The organism is Ruegeria sediminis (assembly GCF_005938215.1).
GTDB classification, from domain to species: Bacteria; Pseudomonadota; Alphaproteobacteria; order Rhodobacterales; family Rhodobacteraceae; genus Ruegeria; species Ruegeria sediminis.
Genome location: NZ_VCPD01000013.1, coordinates 1 through 17,918 on the forward strand (window position 1 = coordinate 1; position 17,918 = coordinate 17,918).

A 17,918-nucleotide genomic window follows, 5' to 3' on the forward strand; every position below is an offset into this window, starting at 1 on the left:
AAACTGGCCAAGATCCTTCCCGCACTGCAGCAACCGCGAAAAGCCTGACAGGAAAGGCGCACGCGCCCAACTCAAGCGACGGAATTCTGCGCCCGCGAACGGGTGTTTTTCCACGGAATCGGCGGAGAGCCGACATTCGCTGCGGCAAAGGTGAACGGCCGGTTCGAGCCGTACCCAACTGTGACGTCTCCCTTTGAATGGTGGATTCCGGAACTTAGCTGCGGACAAGAACCGGTTCAGCCATTCAGATTGGCGTTTTTGGTACGCAGGAATGAGAACCGTGAGGCAATCGGAAGCTGCCGAAGGCTCTCCGCGCCCTCGCTCACACTTTCGCGCGGTGTCCGCACCCGGACAATTTCCTGAGAAGCCCCTGCGTCGAGGCGTCTTTGCCTTGCGCGGGTGCGCCCCGAACCATCGGCAACAGCGCATTGGCCAGTTCCTTGCCCAGTTCCACGCCCCATTGGTCGAAGGAATTGATTCCCCAGATCACGCCTTCGACAAAGACGCGGTGCTCGTAGAGGGCGATGATCTGGCCGAGCGTGAAGGGCGTCAGTTTTGGGTAGGCGAGGGTCACCGAGGGGCGGTTGCCTTCGAAAGTGCGGTGCGCGGCTTGAACTTGCCGCTCGTCGCCCTCGAAACCAAGGCCTGCAGCGATCTCGTTGGCCGTTTCGAAGGATCGCCCAATCATCAGTGCCTCGGATTGGGCGAGGCAATTGGCTTTCAGCAGGTCGTGGTGTTCCATGAGATCGGGCTCGTGGCTTTCGGCGGCGATCAGGAATTCCGCCGGAACGACCTCGGTTCCCTGATGGAGAAGCTGGTAGAAGGCGTGCTGTCCATTGGTGCCGGGCTCACCCCACACGACCGGGCCGGAGGGGCGGGGCAAGTCTTGGCCGTCGATCGTCACGCCCTTGCCGTTGCTTTCCATGTCGAGCTGCTGAAGATAAGCAGGAAGCCGCGCCAGCCGCTGGTCATACGGCAGCACCGCGCGGGTGGGATAGTTGCAGATGTTGCGATGCCAGATACCCACCAATCCGAGCAGGACGGGAAGATTCTGGTTCAGCGGCGCGTCCTGAAAATGCCGGTCCATGGCGTGGCTGCCCGACAGGAATTCGCGGAAGCCCTCGGGCCCGACAGCCAGCATGATCGGCAGGCCGACCGGACCCCAGAGCGAATAGCGCCCGCCGACCCAATCAGCAAAGCCGAACACCCGGTCGGGGGCAATGCCCATGTCGGCGGTCTTGTCCAATGCGGTCGATACCGCGGCCAGGTGCGAAACGGCCCCTTCGCCCAAGGCGGCGCGCAGCCACTTCAAAACGGTATTCGCATTGGTCATGGTTTCGATCGTGGTGAAAGTCTTGGAGGCCACCACAACCAACGTCCGGCGCGGATCGAGATCGCGAAGCGTGTCCGCGGCGTCGGCGCCATCGACATTGGAAATGAAGTGGCAGCGCGGCCCGTCATGAAAGGGGGCGAGCGCCCGAACCGCCATCGCCGGACCCAGATCGGAGCCGCCGATGCCGATGTTGATCACGTTGGTAAAGCTTTGTCCGGTAGCAGAGGTGATCCAGCCCGACCGGATGTCTTCGGCGAAACGTTCCATGCGACGTAGCGTTTCGGCGATCGGCGGCCGCACGTCTTTGCCATCGACCATCAGTGGATCCGATGCCGGGGCGCGAAGCGCCGAGTGCAAGACGGCACGGTCTTCTGTGACGTTTATCTTTTCGCCTCGGAACATGGCGTCGCGCTTATTTGCGACGCCGGTGGTTTCCGCCAGCCGGATCAAGAGAGACAAGGCATCGCCGTCGATGTTGGTCTTCGAGATGTCGAGAAGCATTCCATCGGTTTCCGCCGAGAACGTGCCGAAACGCTCAGGGTCGTCAAACAGGGAAAGGATCCGGCGATCACCCGCCGCGGCAAGGTTCCGTTCCAGCTTGTTCCAGATGTCGCTCATTGTGTTTTTCCCAGTTCGGACGCCGCTCGGGCCAGTGCTTCGATTCCCGACCAGTCCTTGGCTGCAACGAGGTTCTTCGGGGCGACCCAACTGCCGCCAGCGCAAAGGACGTTGGGCAGGCGCAGGTAGGCCGTCGCGTTGCCAGGACTGATCCCCCCGGTCGGGCAGAAGGTAATTTGGGGAAGTGGTGCAGCGAGCGCGTTCAGAGCTGGTGCACCGCCCGAGGCTTCGGCTGGAAAGAATTTGAGCATGTCATATCCGCGCGATAGGAGGCGCATCGCCTCGCTCGCCGTCGCGGCCCCCGGCAAGAGCGGCAGATCCTCTTTCTCGCAGGCGGCCAGCAATTCATCCGTGGCGCCGGGGGATACGCCGAACGTCGCCCCGGCCTCTTTCGCCGCACGCACATCTTTCGGTGTGACCAGCGTGCCGGCCCCAACGTAGCCACCAGCGACCTCGGCCATGGTACGGATCGCCGGCAGCGCAGCCGGTGTGCGCAGGGTCACTTCCAGCGCCGGCAGCCCGCCGGCGACAAGGGCCTCGGCCAGGGGGCGGGCGGCATCGACGTCGTCGATCACCAGGACCGGAACGATGGGGGCAAACGCGCAGACTTCCCGGGTCAGCCGGCTTGCGTCGGAAGGAGTAAGGGCCATGGGATCAGCTTCCGAAGATCGTGGCGCCGGCGGTTGCAGGGCCTACCGAGTTCCGGAAGGTGGCAAACAGCTCGCGGCCGGTGCCGGCTTGGTTAGCGGAAAGATCCGCAATAGCGACGGGGCGCTCTTCGACGCCGGACGTCAGGATTTCCAGCGTTCCGGCCACGGCGTCGACCCGGATCAGATCTCCGTCCTTCAGTCTGGCGATTGGCCCGCCGTCCACCGCTTCGGGACAGACATGAATGGCCGCGGGAACCTTGCCCGAAGCGCCGGACATGCGCCCATCGGTCACCAGAGCCACTTTCTGTCCACGTGCCTGAAGGATCGACAAGAGCGGTGTCAGGCTGTGCAGTTCCGGCATGCCGTTGGCCTTTGGCCCCTGGAACCGGACGACAACCACCACGTCACCGGTCAACTCGCCCGCCTTGAAGGCTGCCTTAACGTCGTTCTGGTCAGCGAAGACACGAGCCGGCGCTTCGACCACGTGGTGCTCGGGCGCGACTGCCGAGACCTTGATCACCGCCGTGCCCAGCGATCCGGTCAGCCGCTTGAGCCCGCCGGTCGGCTGGAACGGGTCATTTGCAGGGCGCAGGATCTTGTCGTTCAGGCTGTGGCCTGATCCCGCGCGCCATGTCAGGACGCCGTCCGAATATTGCGGGTCCATGGTGTAGTTTTCCAGGCCCGTTCCCGCGACCGTTTTCGTGTCGGGATGCAGAAGACCGGCCTTCAGCAATTCGCCGATCATGTAACCGAGCCCGCCGGCAGCGTGGAAATGGTTCACATCTGCCAACCCGTTGGGATAGACCCGCGCCATCAGCGGCGTGACCTCGCTGAGGTCCGAGAAGTCCTGCCAGTCAAGCAGGATGCCGCCCGCCCGGGCCATGGCGACCAGATGGATCAGCAGGTTCGTCGAGCCGCCGGTGGCATTCAGGCCGATGATGCCGTTGACGAAGGCGCGCTCGTCGAGAATGTCGCAGACCGGCGTGTAGTCGTTGCCGAGCGCGCTCAGCGACAGGGCGCGGCGGGCCCCCTCGCAGGTCAGGGCGTCGCGCAATTCGGTGTTGGGCGGCACGAAACTGGCCCCCGGCAGGTGCAGCCCCATGAACTCCATCAGCATCTGGTTCGTGTTGGCCGTGCCATAGAAGGTGCAGGTTCCGGGCCCGTGATAGGCGGCCATCTCGGCGGCCATCAGCGCATCCCGGCCGACTTCGCCGGCGGCGAACTGGCGTCGGACTTTGGCTTTCTCTTCGTTGGACAGACCGCTTTCCATTGGTCCTGCGGGCAGGAACACCGCCGGCAAATGCCCGAAGGCCTGTGCCGCGATGACGAGGCCGGGAACGATCTTGTCGCAGACGCCGAGAAACACCGCCGCGTCGAAGGTGTTGTGGCTGAGCGCCACCGAGGCGGCGAGCGCGATCACGTCGCGCGAAAACAGGGACAGCTCCATACCTGCCTCGCCCTGGGTCACGCCATCGCACATCGCCGGAACCCCGCCAGCGACCTGTGCCGTCCCGCTTGCATCACGCGCTGCCTGCCGGATCAGTTCAGGGTAGCGTTCGTAAGGCTGATGCGCCGACAACATGTCGTTGTAGGTGGTGACAATTCCCAGATTGCCCGCCGACCCTCCCGCCAAGGCGTCCTTGTCTGTCCCGCTGGCCGCGTAGGCATGCGCCTGACCGCTGCAGGAAAGATGCGCCCGGGCCGGTCCTTTGGAATGGGCCGCTGCCATGCGGTCGAGATAGGGGTTTCGGGTTGCTTCGCTGCGCGCGATGATCCGGTCTGTCACGCGTCGGACGGTATCGATCGGGGTCGTCATTATTCCCCTCCATTTGTGTAGTGAACAGTCAGGTTGCGGCGCCCCAGAACGATCCGAACTGGCGCTTGCATGGCGGAGCCTTCGCTTTCGGCGTGGCGCAGCGCTGCGAGCTTTTCTGGCCCCATGATCAGCAGGTGCAGATGCGTCGCGCCTGTCAGGGCGGATGCCGTCAGCGAGACGCGCGGTTCTTCCGCGCCCGAAGCGCGCATCGGGATCAGAACGTCCGGGCCCGCGACGTCCAGCGCCTTGGCGAGGTTGTCGCCGCCGGGAAAAAGGCTCGCCACGTGCATGTCTGCACCCATGCCAAGAACGCAGACATCGATTGGAGAAACCTTCCGAACACCGGCCGAAAACTGTTCCAGAACGCTTTCCGGCGTTGCTCCGGCGGCGTATAGCGGCACGATCGTTGCCTCCGCTGCCGCGTTTCGGACGAACTGTTCCTTCAGCAGGCGCGTGTTTGACCGCGGTTCGGTTTCGGGAACGAAGCGTTCGTCGGACAGCAGCACCGAAACGCGGTTCCATTCGAGCGCAGTATTTGAAAGTTCTGACAGAAATCGGGCCGGCGTCGTTCCGCCGGGCACGGCCAGCGTGGCCTTTTCCTGACGCGCCAACGTGTCCGACAGCTGCCTCGCCACGACGGCGGCGAGTTCCTCGGCTTGCTGAGCTGGGTCTGAATATTCGATGAATTCATGCATGGTTACGCCTCGATTTCCCGCCAGCGGCGCCCGTCGCGGTGCATCAGCATCAGTGCGTCCTCCGGGCCCGAACTGCCGGCGTCGTAGGGCGCGGGATGTTGCCGGGCGTCCTCCCAATTGGCGATGATCTGATCGGCCCAGGCCCAGGCGGCTTCGACTTCGTCGCCGCGCATGAACAGGGTCTGGTCGCCGCGGATCACGTCCATGATCAACCGTTCATAGGCGTCTTGCGCCTCGGCATGGGGCCCAAGCGCGTCGGCAAAGGTCATGTCGAGCGTAACCTCGGCCAGCCGCAAACCGCCCGGCCCCGGCTCTTTGATCGTCGTGCGCAGGGTGATGCCTTCGTCCGGCTGCAGGCGGATGATAAGGGCATTGCCGCGCAAGCCCTCGGTCTTGGGGAACATCATGTGCGGCGGGTCGCGGAACATGACGACGATCTCCGATGTGCGCGCCCGCAGCTTCTTGCCGGTGCGCAGATAGAACGGCGTGCCGGCCCACCGCCAGTTGCCGATGTTCACTTTAATCGCGACGAAACTCTCGGTGCGACTGTCGGGATCGCCGGCATGATCGCGATAGCCGTCCGCCGCACCCTTGCCGCGGTACTGCCCGCGGACGATATCGGCCGGCTCCACCGGTTCCAACGCCTCGATTACCTTGACCTTCTCGTCCCGCACGGCGTTTGGATGCAGCCGGGAAGGCGGTTCCATCGCAGTCAGGCACAATAGCTGCATCAGGTGGTTCTGCACCATGTCGCGCATGGCGCCCGAGCGGTCATAGTATCCGCCGCGGCCTTCGACGCCGAGGCTTTCCGCCACCGTGATCTGGACATGATCGACATGCGTGGAGTTCCACAGTGGTTCCCACAGCGAGTTGGCAAAGCGCAGCGCCATCAGGTTCTGCACGGTCTCCTTGCCGAGGTAGTGGTCGATCCGGTAGATCTGGTGTTCCGCGAAACCGTTGAGCAGGTCGGCGTTCAGGGCCTTGGCCGATGCCAGATCATGGCCGAAGGGTTTTTCCACCACGATCCGGCTGTCGGGCGTTGCGATTCCGTGTTCGTTCAGGTTGTCGGCGATGGCCCCGAACAAAGTCGGCGAAACCGAAAGGTAGAAGGCGCGGATCACATCCGGGCGCATGAGTTCGGCAAGTTCGGGCCAGCCTTTCGTGCCGGTGACATCGACCCTGACATAGTCGAGCTTTTCGAGGAAGCGGTTCACCAGCCCCTTCTGCCCGGACGCCTGGGGCGCAAATTCGAGCAGGCTTCCTCCAACCAGGTCGCGGAAGGCGGCGCGGTCCAGGTCCGACCGTGCCGCCCCTACGATCCGAGCGTGTTCCGGCATCTGTCCTACCGCGAAGCGGTGAAACAGGCCGGGCAGGATTTTCCGGCGGGCGAGGTCTCCGGTCGCGCCGAAGATGACAAGATCGAAGGGATCCACCGGGATGACGCGCGAGACCATTTGCTCAGCTCGCCAGTTTGAGATGATCGGAGGCGTTCAGCAGCGCGCCGATGCGGCGGCCGGTGTCGATCATGCGGTTGGAAAAGCCCCATTCGTTGTCGTACCAGCTGACCACGCGAACCAGGCCGCCTTCGGTGACGGAGGTCTGCGCCGCCGCGAAGCAGGACGAATGCGGATCGTGGTTGAAGTCGATCGACACCAGCGGATCCTCTTCGTAGGACAGGACGCCCGCAAGCTCGCCCCTGGCGGCCTCGGCGATCGCGGCGTTGATCTCGTCGCGCGTCGCCGGGCGTTCCGGCATGAAGCTGAGATCCACCAGCGACACGTTGGGCGTGGGCACCCGCACGGCCGATCCTTCCAGCCTGCCCTTGAGCTGCGGCAGCACTTCCGAGATGGCGCGCGCGGCGCCGGTCGAGGTGGGCACCATCGACATCGACGCCGCCCGGGCGCGATAGAGGTCGCGGTGGTTGGTGTCGTGGCTGGGCTGATCGCCGGTGAAGGCGTGGATCGTGGTCATGTAGCCGGTCTTGATGCCGAAGGCGCGGTCCAGAACCATCGCCACCGGGGCAAGGCAGTTGGTGGTGCAGGAGGCGTTGGAGACGATCACGTCCCCGGCGGTCAGGTCCATGTGGTTGACGCCGTAGACCACGGTCCGGTCCACATCGGTGCCGGGGGCCGAGATCAGCACGCGCTTGGAGCCGTTCTTCAGATGCAGCGCCGCCTGCTCGCGCGTGGTGAAGAGGCCGGTGCATTCATAGGCGACATCGACATCGCCCCAAGGCAGATCCTCGGGATTGCGGATCGCGGTGAGGCGGATCCTGCGGTTGCCGACGATCAGCATATCCCCATCCACTTGCACCGGTTCACGCAGGCGGCCGTGAACGCTGTCGTATTTCAGCAGATGGGCGATGTTCTTCGGCGGCGCCAGATCGTTGATCGCGACGACCGCGATGTCTTCCGTGCCCTGTTCGATCAGGGCGCGCAGCACCCCCCGGCCAATCCGCCCAAAGCCGTTGATGGCAATCTTGATCGTCATGTCTTGTCCTCCGAGTGTTTCCGTTTCCGCGGCGAAGTGTTTGCGCTAACAGTTCGCGGTAAAAAAATTGCCGTCCCTATCCGTCAATTCACAACTCTCCGGCCCATGGGGGATTGGCGCCGACCCGCGACACGGTGATGGCCGCGACCTTTGCGCCGTGTGTCATGGCCTCTTCCAAAGTTGCCGGCGACAAGGTGGCCAGTTCGGACTTGGTCAGCTTGCCGAGTTCGGACAGTTTTGCCATGACGCCTGCATTGAACGTGTCGCCGGCGCCAACGGTGTCGGCGATTTCGGTCCGGTGCGCAGGCACATGAACTTCCGCACCGTTCGCCAGGAATCCGGTCGCGCCCTCGCCGCCACGGGTCAGAATGACGACGGATGGTCCCTTGTGCAGCAGGATCTCGACCTTTTCGCGCAGGGACAGGGGTTCAGGCTGAATCCAGTTCAGATCTTCGTCCGAAACCTTGATGATGTCCGCCAGTGCCACCATGCGGTCCAGCCGGTTGCGATAGCGCCCGATGTCCCGAATGAATCGGGGGCGGATGTTCGGATCCAGAACGACCGCACGGCCGGGACCCTCGCGTTCAAGAAGGGCGGAATAGGCGTTTGCGCCGGGTTCGCAGGCAAGGCTGATCCCCCCGAAGTAGAGGGCGGACACCTCCGCGGACAGGGCTGGCATCACATCTGCTGACAGCATGCGACCGGCCGTGTTTTCATCGAAAAAACAATAGGTCGCATGACCGTTCATGAGGCGTACGAACGCCAGGGTGGTCGGACGGTCCGAGGTGACGATGTGCGATGTGTCCACATGGCTGGCTTTCAACGCATCTGCAAGCTGTCGCCCGAACATGTCTGTCGACAAGCCAGTCAACATGCCGGTTTGTACACCGAGGCGCCCCAGCGCGATCGCCGTATTGAATACGGCGCCGCCGGAATGGGGAACGAACCCGTCGCGTCCCGTCCCGGTCGGTGCGGGGATCATGTCGATCAGGGCTTCTCCGCAACACAAGATCATAGGTTCAGCCTTTCAGAAAAGCGTTGCGGTCCACGAGGAACCGTTCGGACAGCGGCAGGCTTGCCGCGCCAAGCGCGCGGGCATCGCCGCCAATGCTCCCCGCGCGGACCTGCGGCGCCTGGACGCCGGGCAAGGCAATGGCGTCGATCCGCTGTTGGACGCGTTCCACCAGATCGGCCCGCACCCGAGCCGGCATCCACCCGTCCACGACGACGCATTCGAAATCGATCAGGCAGGCCGAGGACAGCGCGGCGCAGGCAAGGCCGTTGGCCGCTTCCTCCGTCCAAGAATTTAGCGTTTCCTCGGCAACGGACCAACTTTCCGGGTCGTCCCAGAGCGAGTTGCTTTCGCCGCCATGAACGAGCACGGTTTTCTCCAGCGCCGCCAGCGAGGCCACGTCCACAAGTTGCTTGGTCGTAGTGCCCGTGATCCTGATCGGCACGGACCCGAGCGCCGCTGCGTTCCCGGTGCGGCCGGTATAAAGCATGTTGTCCAGAACCAGCCCACCGCCGACGAAGAAGCCGATGAAGAAGAAGAGAAAATCCCGTGGCTTGGTCTGGTCTCCGAAAACGAGTTCCGCACCGCAGGCCGCGGAGGCGTCATTGCTGAGATAGACCGGAAAGTCGAAACGCTCTCGGATTGTTGCAGCAATGTCAAAGTCTCGCCAGCCGGCCATTTCGGAAGGGGCAACACTCAGCGCCTCGGCCCAATCCCAAAGTTGAAACGGCATGGCAATGCCCAACCCCGCAACGCGATTTCGGTGTTCTGGCGGCAGGCGGTCGAGAATTTGACCGATGGCCTTGTGCGCGAACTCCACGACCCTGTCGGGAGCAGGGTAGGCGTGTTTCTCTTGGACCCTGTCCACAACCTGTCCAAGGAAATCCGTCAGGACAAGATCCAGGCTGCGCCGGCCGACCTTGAGGCCAAGGAAGAAGGCGCCCTCCCGGTTCAACCGCATGGGCACCGAGGGTTGCCCTACCTTGCCACGAACGGGCTCGCCTTTTTCAAGTAGCCCATCCGCTTCCAGAGAGCGCATGATCACGGAAACAGTCTGGGCAGACAGGCCGGTCATTCGGGCGATGTCCGCCTTGGCCAGGGCGCCCGACTGACGGATCAGAGACAGGACAAGGCGTTCGTTGTAGGCACGCATCCCGCTTTGATTTGACCCACGCGCGGTCACGGAGGTGACGCGGGTCAGGTCTTCTTCGTACTGCGTTGTTGCGTGTTGCATGGATTCTTCGTCAGTGGCGTGTTTTGCGGGGAATGTGGTTCAATCCGGTCATCGAGTCAATAAATAAATCACTGTGATTTATTAAAAGGCCTTTTCGCGCAGTTCAGCCATGTGCCTTGGTGGACCAAGGGCAGGCAGCCTTGCCAAGCTTGATTTTTCGCAAGCCTTGTTCATATTGAAAAGAAAAAAATTTGCGCGCGGCAAGTTTAGTGATTGCGGGATGAAATGACTCAGAAGATACGAAACATGGAAGAGTTCGCGGCCATCAGCGGCATCTCTCGCCCGACCCTGTCGAAATTCTTCAACGACCCCGAAAGTGTCAGGCGTTCGACCCGGGAGCGGATCGAGAAGGCGCTCGAGAAGTACGATTACCGGCCAAACGTCTTCGCCATGAACCAGAACCGGAGCAAGACCAAGAACGTCGGGATCGTCGTGCCCTACTTGGCGGATCCGTTTTTTTCCGAGATCGGGCGCGCAGTCGAACTTGCCTGCCTGGATGCGGGCTACAGTCCGATTTTGCACAGTTCGCATGGCAGCCCACAACTGGAGAACGATAACCTGGATTCCTTGAGATCGCTCAAGCCGGCAGGCGTTCTCCTTGCACCGTTCGGCCGGGCGTCAGACAGGAAATTCATCCAGGAATTCGCGCGCGAAGTGCCATTAGTGCTGTTCGACGCCAACATCGAAGGCGCGGGAGAAGCGTTCATCGGAACGGACAATTTCCAGAGCATAGGATTGGTCGTTGAATATCTGTGCCGAAGCGGAGAACCGCCCTGCTTCTTCGAGATGAAAACGCCCTCGAACCCGAATGCGAACAAGCGCCGTCAAGCCTACCTGGAGGCGATGGCACGGCAGGGGCACCCTGCGCATATCTTCCAGGCCGAAGGAGACGGGTGGGACTTCGAGGAGATCGGAAGTGTCGAAGGGGGGCGAATGCTGGCCGACAGGGTCTTTCCAACAAACACGGTTTTGTGCAGCAACGATCGCCTTGCCATCGGCATGCTGTCAGCGGCTTACCGTCAAGGGATCCGCGTGGGCCGGGGGCCGGACTGCACACTCCGTGTGGCCGGTCATGACGACCATCCGTTCTCGCGCTTTACCTGTCCATCCCTGACGACGATTGCGCAGGATTACTCCGCGATTGCGGATCACGCGGCCAGTGCCCTGTTTGCAATTTTGGAATCGGAGCGGCGGCCCGCGGCGCGTGAAGAGACCCTATTCGAGGGCAAGCTCGTGATGCGGGAGTCCGCCTAACCGCTTGTTATTTGGACCAGTAACCACTAAAATTGACGCGCGTAAAAAAAGAATTGACTGCGCGTCGCGAAACATCCTATTCTCTTCTGCATCATCCATACAGGGAGGACTCGGATGTCTCTGAAGAACTCACTTCTCACCGCGACGGCTCTGGCGGCGGTCACCGCAGGCGGCGCTTTCGCCGAAACCACCGTCACAATTGCCACCGTGAACAATGGCGACATGATCCGCATGCAGGGTCTGACCGATGAATTCACGGCGGCCAACCCCGACATCAAACTGGAATGGGTGACACTGGAAGAAAACGTGCTGCGTCAGCGCGTGACCCAGGACATCGCCGCCAAGGGCGGCCAGTTCGACGTCATGACCATCGGCACCTACGAGGTTCCGATCTGGGGTAGCCAAGGCTGGCTCGTGTCGCTGAACGACATGCCTGAAGAATGGGATGCCGATGACCTGTTGCCCGCCATCCGCGGCGGCCTGACCGTGGACGGCGAACTCTATGCCGCGCCGTTCTACGGCGAAAGCTCGATGGTTATGTATCGCACCGACCTGATGGAGAAGGCCGGTCTGGAAATGCCCGCAGCCCCGACCTGGGACTTCATCAAGCAGGCGGCCGCCGCGATGACCGACAAGGACAACGAGATCTACGGCATCTGCCTGCGCGGCAAGGCGGGTTGGGGCGAGAACATGGCCTTCCTGACCGCCATGTCGAATTCTTTCGGCGCACGCTGGTTTGACGAGAACTGGCAGCCGGAACTCAATGGCGAAGAATGGACGGCCACCGTCAATTATTACATGGACCTGATGAACAACTACGGTCCTCCGGGCGCCTCGACCAATGGCTTCAACGAAAACCTGTCGCTGTTCCAGCAGGGCAAATGCGGCATGTGGATCGATGCCACCGTTGCCGCGTCCTTTGTGACCAACCCCAACGACTCGACCGTCGCCGACAAGGTCGGCTTCGCACTGGCGCCGGACAACGGCCTGGGCAAACGCGGCAACTGGCTCTGGGCGTGGTCCTTGGCGATTCCGGCAGGGTCTGATGCCACTGACGCGGCCAAGAAATTCGTCGCCTGGGCAACTTCGAAAGACTACACCGCCCTGGTCGCCTCGAAAGAGGGATGGGCCAATGTTCCGCCCGGCACCCGGACATCGCTCTACGAGAATCCGGAATACCAGAGCGCCGCGCCCTTCGCGGAAATGACCCTGGGCTCGATCAACGCCGCTGACCCGACCAACCCGTCGGTCAAGCCGGTCCCCTACACGGGCGTCCAGTTCGTGGCTATTCCCGAGTTCGCGGGCATCGCAACTCAGGTCGGCCAGGAAATCTCCGCCGCACTTGCGGGCCAGCAATCGGTCGCCGAGGCGCTCGAAAAGGCGCAGGCGCTTGCCGCTGACGAAATGGAAGCTGCCGGCTACTGACCGGCTTCCGCCCAGCCCCGGGGGAACCTTCCTTCTCCCCTGTCTCCCCCGGGGTCCAATTCTCTCTCTATGTCGCTAACCCGCTTCAGGTAGCCTGAGGGCGACCAACAGAGGAGGTGTGCCCCATGGCAACCCAACATTCCAGATCTGCGGCGCGCCTGATGATGGCACCGGCGGTGGTCCTGCTTCTCGGATGGATGCTCGTCCCGCTGATCATGACCCTCTACTTCTCATTCAAGAAATACCTTCCCCTGCGGGGCGGCGACCTGGGTTGGGTCGGGTTCGACAACTATGTCCGCTTCGTGACCTCCAGCGCCTTCTGGCCTTCGGTTCTGGCTACCTTGGCCATTGTCGGCGGCGTGCTGGTCATCACGGTCGTTTTCGGTGTCCTGCTGGCAATCCTGCTCAATCAGCCCATGTGGGGCCAGGGGATCGTTCGCATCCTCGTCATTGCGCCGTTCTTCGTCATGCCCACCGTGTCGGCACTGGTGTGGAAGAACATGTTCATGGATCCCGTGAACGGGCTTTTCGCGCATCTATGGAAATTCTTCGGCGCACAGCCGGTCGAATGGCTGAGCCAGGCGTCGCTGCAGTCGATCGTCATGATCGTGTCCTGGCAATGGCTGCCCTTTGCCACGTTGATCTTGCTGACGGCCATCCAGTCTCTCGACAGCGAACAGCTCGAGGCCGCGGAAATGGATGGCGCTTCACCGCTCAAGCGTTTCGCCTATATCACTTTGCCGCATCTCAGCCGCGCCATCACGGTCGTGGTTCTGATCCAGACGATTTTCCTTCTGGCGATCTTCGCCGAGATCTTCGTGACCACCCAAGGCTCCTTCGGCACCCGCACCCTGACCTATCTGATTTATCAGCGCGTGCTGGAAAGCCAGAATGTCGGGCTCGGCTCGGCGGGCGGTGTCTATGCAATCATTCTCGCAAACATTGTCGCCATCTTCCTGATGCGCATCGTCGGCAAGAACCTGGACGCGTGAGGAGGATTTCATGGCGCGCGCAGTTACGCAGCAACGCAAGATCATCAACACCGTCCTCGCCTGGGGTGTCGGACTTCTGATTTTCTTCCCGATCCTCTGGACCATTCTGACCAGCTTCAAGACCGAAGCACAGGCCATCTCGGATCCGCCGGTTTTCCTGTTCTTCGACTGGACACTGGAGAACTATGCCGTGGTTCAGGAACGTTCCGACTACATGCGGTACCTGTGGAATTCGGTCATCATCGCCGGCGGGTCCACGGTGCTGGGGATCATCGTCGCGGTCCCGGCCGCCTGGTCGATGGCCTTCGTGCCCTCGACCCGCACCAAGGATATCCTCCTTTGGATGCTCTCCACCAAGATGCTCCCGGCGGTTGGTGTTCTGTATCCGATCTACCTGATCTTTATCAAACTGGGGCTTCTCGATAGCCGGACCGGCCTCGTCATCGTGCTGATGCTGATGAACCTGCCGATCATCGTCTGGATGCTCTACACGTACTTCCGCGAGATCCCGGGCGAAATCCTCGAGGCCGCGCGCATGGACGGGGCAACGCTGAAGGAGGAAATCCTTTACGTGCTGACCCCCATGGCCGTGCCCGGCATCGCCTCGACGCTGCTTCTGAACTTCATTCTGGCTTGGAACGAGGCTTTCTGGACCCTCAACCTTACCGCGGCCAAGGCCGCCCCCCTGACGGCCTTCATCGCCAGCTATTCCAGCCCCGAAGGGCTTTTCTACGCCAAGCTCAGCGCGGCTTCGACCATGGCGATCGCGCCGATCCTGATCCTCGGCTGGTTCAGCCAGAAACAACTCGTCAGCGGCCTGACCTTCGGCGCCGTCAAATAAGGAGATACACACATGGGACGTATCACACTGGACAAGGTCTCCAAAAGGTTCGGCGACGTAGAAGTCATCCCCCCGCTGGACCTGACGATCGAAGATGGCGAGTTCACGGTCTTCGTCGGCCCCTCGGGATGCGGGAAATCCACCCTTCTGCGCCTGATTGCGGGGCTGGAGGACACCACAAGCGGGCAAATCCGTATTGACAGTCAGGACGCCACCCACGTGCCCCCCGCCAAGCGCGGTCTGGCGATGGTGTTCCAGTCCTATGCGCTGTATCCACACATGTCGGTGCGCAAGAACATCGCCTTTCCGATGAAGATGGCGGGGGTTTCCGAAGACGAGCAAAAGCGCCGGATCGAGGCCGCGGCCAATGCTTTGAACCTGACCGACTATCTTGACCGGCGTCCGGGCCAACTCTCGGGAGGACAGCGCCAGCGCGTGGCGATTGGCCGGGCGATCGTTCGTGAGCCCTCCGCCTTTCTCTTCGACGAACCATTGTCCAACCTGGACGCCGCGTTGCGGGTCGGGATGCGGCTGGAGATCAGCGAACTGCACGAGCGGCTGAAAACCACCATGATCTATGTGACCCACGATCAGGTCGAGGCAATGACCATGGCCGACAAGATCGTAGTGCTGCAGGCCGGCGTGATCGAACAGGTCGGGTCACCGCTGGAACTGTACCACGAGCCCCGGAACAAGTTCGTCGCCGGGTTCATCGGATCGCCCAAGATGAACTTCATCGAGGGCGCCGAGGCCGGCAAGCACGGAGCCCACACGATCGGCATCCGCCCCGAGCATATCGCGGTTTCAGCCGATGAGGGTCCGTGGTCCGGCGTGGTCAGCGTTTCGGAACACCTGGGATCGGACACGTTCTTCCATGTTCACGATACTGGTCTCGCGGAGACCATCACGGTTCGCGCGGACGGTGAAGTCGGTTTCCGCCATGGCGACCGCATCCGCCTGACGCCGCGGGCGGAACTGATCCACAAGTTCGACGAAAACGGCCTGAGGATCGCATGACACGTCTCGCCGGGAAATCGGCGCTCATCACGGGCGCGGCCCGGGGCATCGGGCGCGCCTTTGCCGAGGCGTATGTCCGCGAAGGCGCGCGCGTGGCAATCGCCGATATCGAAATCGATCGGGCCCGCGAAGCTGCTGTGAATCTGGGCGAGGCGGCAATCGCCGTCGAGATCGACGTTTCCGATCAGGCCAGCATCGACCGCGCCGTCCAGGAAACGATCAAGGCCTTCGGGCAGATAGACATCCTGATCAACAATGCGGCGGTTTTCACGGCGGCACCGATCGTCGAGATCAGCCGTGCAGACTATGACCGCGCCTTCGGCATCAACGTCGCGGGCACGTTGTTCACTCTGCAATCCGTGGCGCGGCACATGATCGAGCGCGGACAGGGGGGCAAGATCATCAACATGGCAAGCCAGGCCGGCCGGCGTGGTGAGCCCCTTGTCGGCGTTTATTGCGCGTCCAAGGCTGCGGTCATCAGCCTGACCCAATCCGCGGGGCTCAATCTGATCAGGCACGGCATCAACGTCAACGCCATTGCACCCGGCGTGGTCGATGGCGAGCACTGGGACGATGTGGATGCATTCTTCGCCAAATACGAAGGCAAGGCGCCGGGCCAGAAGAAGGAAGAGGTCGGTCAGGCGGTTCCCTTCGGCCGCATGGGCGTGGCGGAGGATCTGACTGGCATGGCGGTCTTTCTTGCAAGCGACGAGGCGAATTACGTCGTTGCTCAATGTTACAACGTGGACGGTGGCCAATGGATGAGCTGATCCCCCTTTCCAACTCCACGCTCGGTCAGCTTGCCATCGAGCATCCCCGCTATGACCGCAAGGCGCTCACGCCTGGCATCGTTCATATCGGCGTCGGAAACTTCCACCGTGCGCACCAGGCTTGGTACCTGCATCGCCTGATGCAGGCGGGGCGGGCCCGCGATTGGGCGATCGTAGGCGCGGGCGTCCGTCCTTATGACACCGCAATGCGTGAAAAGCTGTTGGCGCAGGATTGTCTGACCACCTTGATCGAGCTTGATCCCGAGGGCACCTCGGCCGAGGTGATCGGATCCATGATTGACTATCTGCCCGTCGAGGCCGGCAATGGCCCCCTGATCCGCGCGATGGCGGACCCGGCCATCCGCATCGTCGCTCTGACGGTCACCGAGAGCGGGTACTACGTTGATCCGGTGAGCAAGGGTTTTGATGCCAACCATCCTGACATCCAGCACGACGCTGCGCATCCCGACGTGCCGCGCACAGTTTTCGGCGCGATGGTCGCCGCCTATCGAATGCGTCGCGCGGCAGGCCACGACCCGTTCACTGGCCTGAGCTGCGACAATCTGCAAGGAAACGGCGCAATCCTGCGCCAGACCGTTGTTTCGCTGGCACGGCTGTCGGATCCCGACTTGTCCGATTGGATCGAAGCCAATGCGAGCTTTCCGAATTCCATGGTCGATTGCATCGCCCCGGCGACAGGCCCCAAGGAACTGGCCCTGAGCCGGGATTTCGGGGTCGTCGATGCGGCTCCGGTGACTCATGAGGCGTTCCGGCAATGGGTGATCGAAGACAACTTTTGCGCCGGGCGGCCAGACTGGGATCTTGTCGGTGCGACATTCTCGGATGACGTTCACGCCTACGAGACGATGAAGATCCGCATCCTCAACGCCGGCCATCAGGTTCTTGCCAATGCCGGCGAAATCCTCGGGCTCAAAACCATCGCCGAGTGCATGGCCCATCCGCTGGTATCTGCGATGTTCCGCAAGGTGCAGGCTACGGAGATCGCTCAGACCGTTGCCGCGGTTCCGGGCACCACGCCTCTATCTTACGTCGACCTCATCGAGAGGCGGTTCGCCAATCCGAAAATCGTGGACACGACGCGGCGTGTCGCCTTCGATGGCTCCGCCCGCCACACCGGATTTGTATTGCCGATCGTTCGCGATCAACTTGCGGCAGGCCGGTCGGTTGAAGGTCTGGCTCTGGTCGAGGCCCTTTGGGCGCGCATGTGCGAAGGAACACGTGAAGACGGGTCTGCAATCGAGCCGAATGACCCTTTCTGGACCGATCTGACCGCAGTTGCGCGTGACGCACGTGAACGTCCCAGCGCCTGGCTGGAGCAGAGCCGGTTCTACGGCGAATTGCAGCAGGCACAACCATTCGCTACGGCCTTTGAGCGGTGGTTGCGCCTGATCTGGGAGGAAGGTTGCGACACGGCCATGAAAGACTACTTGGCAGTCGAGTCCGACTCAGCTGCTGGAACCGGTTGACGCGGGCGTCACCTCTTTTCCTGAACCATACCGTGATGTCGCCCATGGCTCTGGTGCGAGCGATCCCTCGAACGCAGGAAATGCTGCGCGATACACCAGTGGCAGAAATGCGAAAGTTGCAGCGCAGCGACGACGTGGCCAATGAACGTCGGCTCTGGGCCTATTCCGTTGAAAAACTCGTGCTTGATCGAGGGGCATCGGGCTGATTCAATTCCCGCATTGGGCGGGAGGATTTGCGATGATGGGACCGAGGCAGGAGGCGCAACCAGCGCTGTTCTACGAGT

16 protein-coding genes are annotated in these 17,918 nt (G+C 62.1%); 8 read left to right on the top strand and 8 right to left on the bottom strand.

The annotated features are described in order from the left end of the window. Positions 1 to 322: 322 nt before the first annotated feature. The 8 genes from pgi to FGK63_RS20505 form a co-directional block, all read right to left on the bottom strand. Positions 323 to 1,951 carry a glucose-6-phosphate isomerase gene (gene pgi / locus FGK63_RS20470; RefSeq protein WP_138845802.1) on the bottom strand — a complete coding sequence of 543 codons (1,629 nt, stop codon included), beginning with the start codon at positions 1,949 to 1,951 and terminating at the stop codon, positions 323 to 325. Further along, complete coding sequence (gene eda / locus FGK63_RS20475; RefSeq protein WP_138845804.1) at positions 1,948 to 2,601, bottom strand: bifunctional 4-hydroxy-2-oxoglutarate aldolase/2-dehydro-3-deoxy-phosphogluconate aldolase; 654 nt, start codon at positions 2,599 to 2,601, stop codon at positions 1,948 to 1,950. Before eda ends, pgi begins: the two co-directional genes overlap by 4 nt. A gap of 4 nt (positions 2,602 to 2,605) precedes the next feature. After that, complete coding sequence (edd, locus tag FGK63_RS20480) at positions 2,606 to 4,417, bottom strand: phosphogluconate dehydratase (RefSeq protein WP_138845806.1); 1,812 nt, start codon at positions 4,415 to 4,417, stop codon at positions 2,606 to 2,608. Further along, positions 4,417 to 5,112, bottom strand: a complete 696-nt coding sequence (gene pgl / locus FGK63_RS20485) for a 6-phosphogluconolactonase (RefSeq protein WP_138845808.1) — start codon at positions 5,110 to 5,112, stop codon at positions 4,417 to 4,419. Before pgl ends, edd begins: the two co-directional genes overlap by 1 nt. 2 nt (positions 5,113 to 5,114) lie before the next feature. Next, on the bottom strand, positions 5,115 to 6,566 hold the full coding sequence (gene zwf, locus FGK63_RS20490) for a glucose-6-phosphate dehydrogenase (protein WP_138845810.1): 1,452 nt from the start codon (positions 6,564 to 6,566) through the stop codon (positions 5,115 to 5,117). A 4-nt stretch (positions 6,567 to 6,570) separates the two neighbouring features. After that, positions 6,571 to 7,602 (bottom strand): type I glyceraldehyde-3-phosphate dehydrogenase, encoded by a 1,032-nt coding sequence (gene gap / locus FGK63_RS20495; protein ID WP_138845812.1) that lies wholly within the window; start codon positions 7,600 to 7,602, stop codon positions 6,571 to 6,573. 88 nt (positions 7,603 to 7,690) lie between these two features. Continuing rightward, the gene (locus FGK63_RS20500) at positions 7,691 to 8,617 is read right to left on the bottom strand and encodes a carbohydrate kinase family protein (protein WP_138845814.1); all 927 of its coding nucleotides are present in this window, start codon (positions 8,615 to 8,617) and stop codon (positions 7,691 to 7,693) included. 4 nt (positions 8,618 to 8,621) lie between these two features. Continuing rightward, on the bottom strand, positions 8,622 to 9,848 hold the full coding sequence (locus FGK63_RS20505; RefSeq protein WP_246044101.1) for an ROK family transcriptional regulator: 1,227 nt from the start codon (positions 9,846 to 9,848) through the stop codon (positions 8,622 to 8,624). A gap of 225 nt (positions 9,849 to 10,073) precedes the next feature. Between FGK63_RS20505 and FGK63_RS20510 the strand changes: the two genes are divergently transcribed. From FGK63_RS20510 to FGK63_RS20875, 8 genes are all read left to right on the top strand, one after another. Continuing rightward, positions 10,074 to 11,102 (top strand): LacI family DNA-binding transcriptional regulator, encoded by a 1,029-nt coding sequence (locus FGK63_RS20510; RefSeq protein ID WP_068348077.1) that lies wholly within the window; start codon positions 10,074 to 10,076, stop codon positions 11,100 to 11,102. A gap of 114 nt (positions 11,103 to 11,216) precedes the next feature. After that, on the top strand, positions 11,217 to 12,527 hold the full coding sequence (locus FGK63_RS20515; RefSeq protein WP_138845816.1) for an ABC transporter substrate-binding protein: 1,311 nt from the start codon (positions 11,217 to 11,219) through the stop codon (positions 12,525 to 12,527). A gap of 125 nt (positions 12,528 to 12,652) precedes the next feature. Further along, a complete protein-coding gene (locus tag FGK63_RS20520) occupies positions 12,653 to 13,519 on the top strand; it encodes a carbohydrate ABC transporter permease (protein ID WP_068347768.1) in 867 nt (288 codons plus the stop codon). Between the two features lie 10 nt (positions 13,520 to 13,529). Beyond that, positions 13,530 to 14,360 (top strand): carbohydrate ABC transporter permease, encoded by an 831-nt coding sequence (locus FGK63_RS20525; protein WP_068347767.1) that lies wholly within the window; start codon positions 13,530 to 13,532, stop codon positions 14,358 to 14,360. A 12-nt stretch (positions 14,361 to 14,372) separates the two neighbouring features. Continuing rightward, the gene (locus FGK63_RS20530; RefSeq protein WP_138845818.1) at positions 14,373 to 15,377 is read left to right on the top strand and encodes an ABC transporter ATP-binding protein; all 1,005 of its coding nucleotides are present in this window, start codon (positions 14,373 to 14,375) and stop codon (positions 15,375 to 15,377) included. Further along, positions 15,374 to 16,147, top strand: a complete 774-nt coding sequence (locus FGK63_RS20535; protein ID WP_138845820.1) for an L-iditol 2-dehydrogenase — start codon at positions 15,374 to 15,376, stop codon at positions 16,145 to 16,147. The genes FGK63_RS20530 and FGK63_RS20535 overlap by 4 nt, the downstream gene beginning before the upstream one ends. Continuing rightward, the gene (locus FGK63_RS20540; protein ID WP_138845822.1) at positions 16,135 to 17,634 is read left to right on the top strand and encodes a mannitol dehydrogenase family protein; all 1,500 of its coding nucleotides are present in this window, start codon (positions 16,135 to 16,137) and stop codon (positions 17,632 to 17,634) included. Before FGK63_RS20535 ends, FGK63_RS20540 begins: the two co-directional genes overlap by 13 nt. 44 nt (positions 17,635 to 17,678) lie before the next feature. Continuing rightward, positions 17,679 to 17,840: a hypothetical protein gene (locus tag FGK63_RS20875; protein WP_171052733.1), complete on the top strand. Its 162-nt coding sequence runs from the start codon at positions 17,679 to 17,681 to the stop codon at positions 17,838 to 17,840. Positions 17,841 to 17,918: the final 78 nt, after the last annotated feature.

Excerpts from the sequence above, each read along its gene's own strand:
- pgi (WP_138845802.1), bottom strand. The coding sequence starts at position 1,951 with ATGAGCGACATCTGGAACAAGCTGGAACGGAACCTTGCCGCGGCGGGT.
- eda (WP_138845804.1), bottom strand. The coding sequence starts at position 2,601 with ATGGCCCTTACTCCTTCCGACGCAAGCCGGCTGACCCGGGAAGTCTGC.
- edd (WP_138845806.1), bottom strand. The coding sequence starts at position 4,417 with ATGACGACCCCGATCGATACCGTCCGACGCGTGACAGACCGGATCATC.
- pgl (WP_138845808.1), bottom strand. The coding sequence starts at position 5,112 with ATGCATGAATTCATCGAATATTCAGACCCAGCTCAGCAAGCCGAGGAA.
- zwf (WP_138845810.1), bottom strand. The coding sequence starts at position 6,566 with ATGGTCTCGCGCGTCATCCCGGTGGATCCCTTCGATCTTGTCATCTTC.
- gap (WP_138845812.1), bottom strand. The coding sequence starts at position 7,602 with ATGACGATCAAGATTGCCATCAACGGCTTTGGGCGGATTGGCCGGGGG.
- FGK63_RS20500 (WP_138845814.1), bottom strand. The coding sequence starts at position 8,617 with ATGATCTTGTGTTGCGGAGAAGCCCTGATCGACATGATCCCCGCACCG.
- FGK63_RS20505 (WP_246044101.1), bottom strand. The coding sequence starts at position 9,848 with ATGCAACACGCAACAACGCAGTACGAAGAAGACCTGACCCGCGTCACC.
- FGK63_RS20510 (WP_068348077.1), top strand. The coding sequence starts at position 10,074 with ATGACTCAGAAGATACGAAACATGGAAGAGTTCGCGGCCATCAGCGGC.
- FGK63_RS20515 (WP_138845816.1), top strand. The coding sequence starts at position 11,217 with ATGTCTCTGAAGAACTCACTTCTCACCGCGACGGCTCTGGCGGCGGTC.
- FGK63_RS20520 (WP_068347768.1), top strand. The coding sequence starts at position 12,653 with ATGGCAACCCAACATTCCAGATCTGCGGCGCGCCTGATGATGGCACCG.
- FGK63_RS20525 (WP_068347767.1), top strand. The coding sequence starts at position 13,530 with ATGGCGCGCGCAGTTACGCAGCAACGCAAGATCATCAACACCGTCCTC.
- FGK63_RS20530 (WP_138845818.1), top strand. The coding sequence starts at position 14,373 with ATGGGACGTATCACACTGGACAAGGTCTCCAAAAGGTTCGGCGACGTA.
- FGK63_RS20535 (WP_138845820.1), top strand. The coding sequence starts at position 15,374 with ATGACACGTCTCGCCGGGAAATCGGCGCTCATCACGGGCGCGGCCCGG.
- FGK63_RS20540 (WP_138845822.1), top strand. The coding sequence starts at position 16,135 with ATGGATGAGCTGATCCCCCTTTCCAACTCCACGCTCGGTCAGCTTGCC.
- FGK63_RS20875 (WP_171052733.1), top strand. The coding sequence starts at position 17,679 with ATGGCTCTGGTGCGAGCGATCCCTCGAACGCAGGAAATGCTGCGCGAT.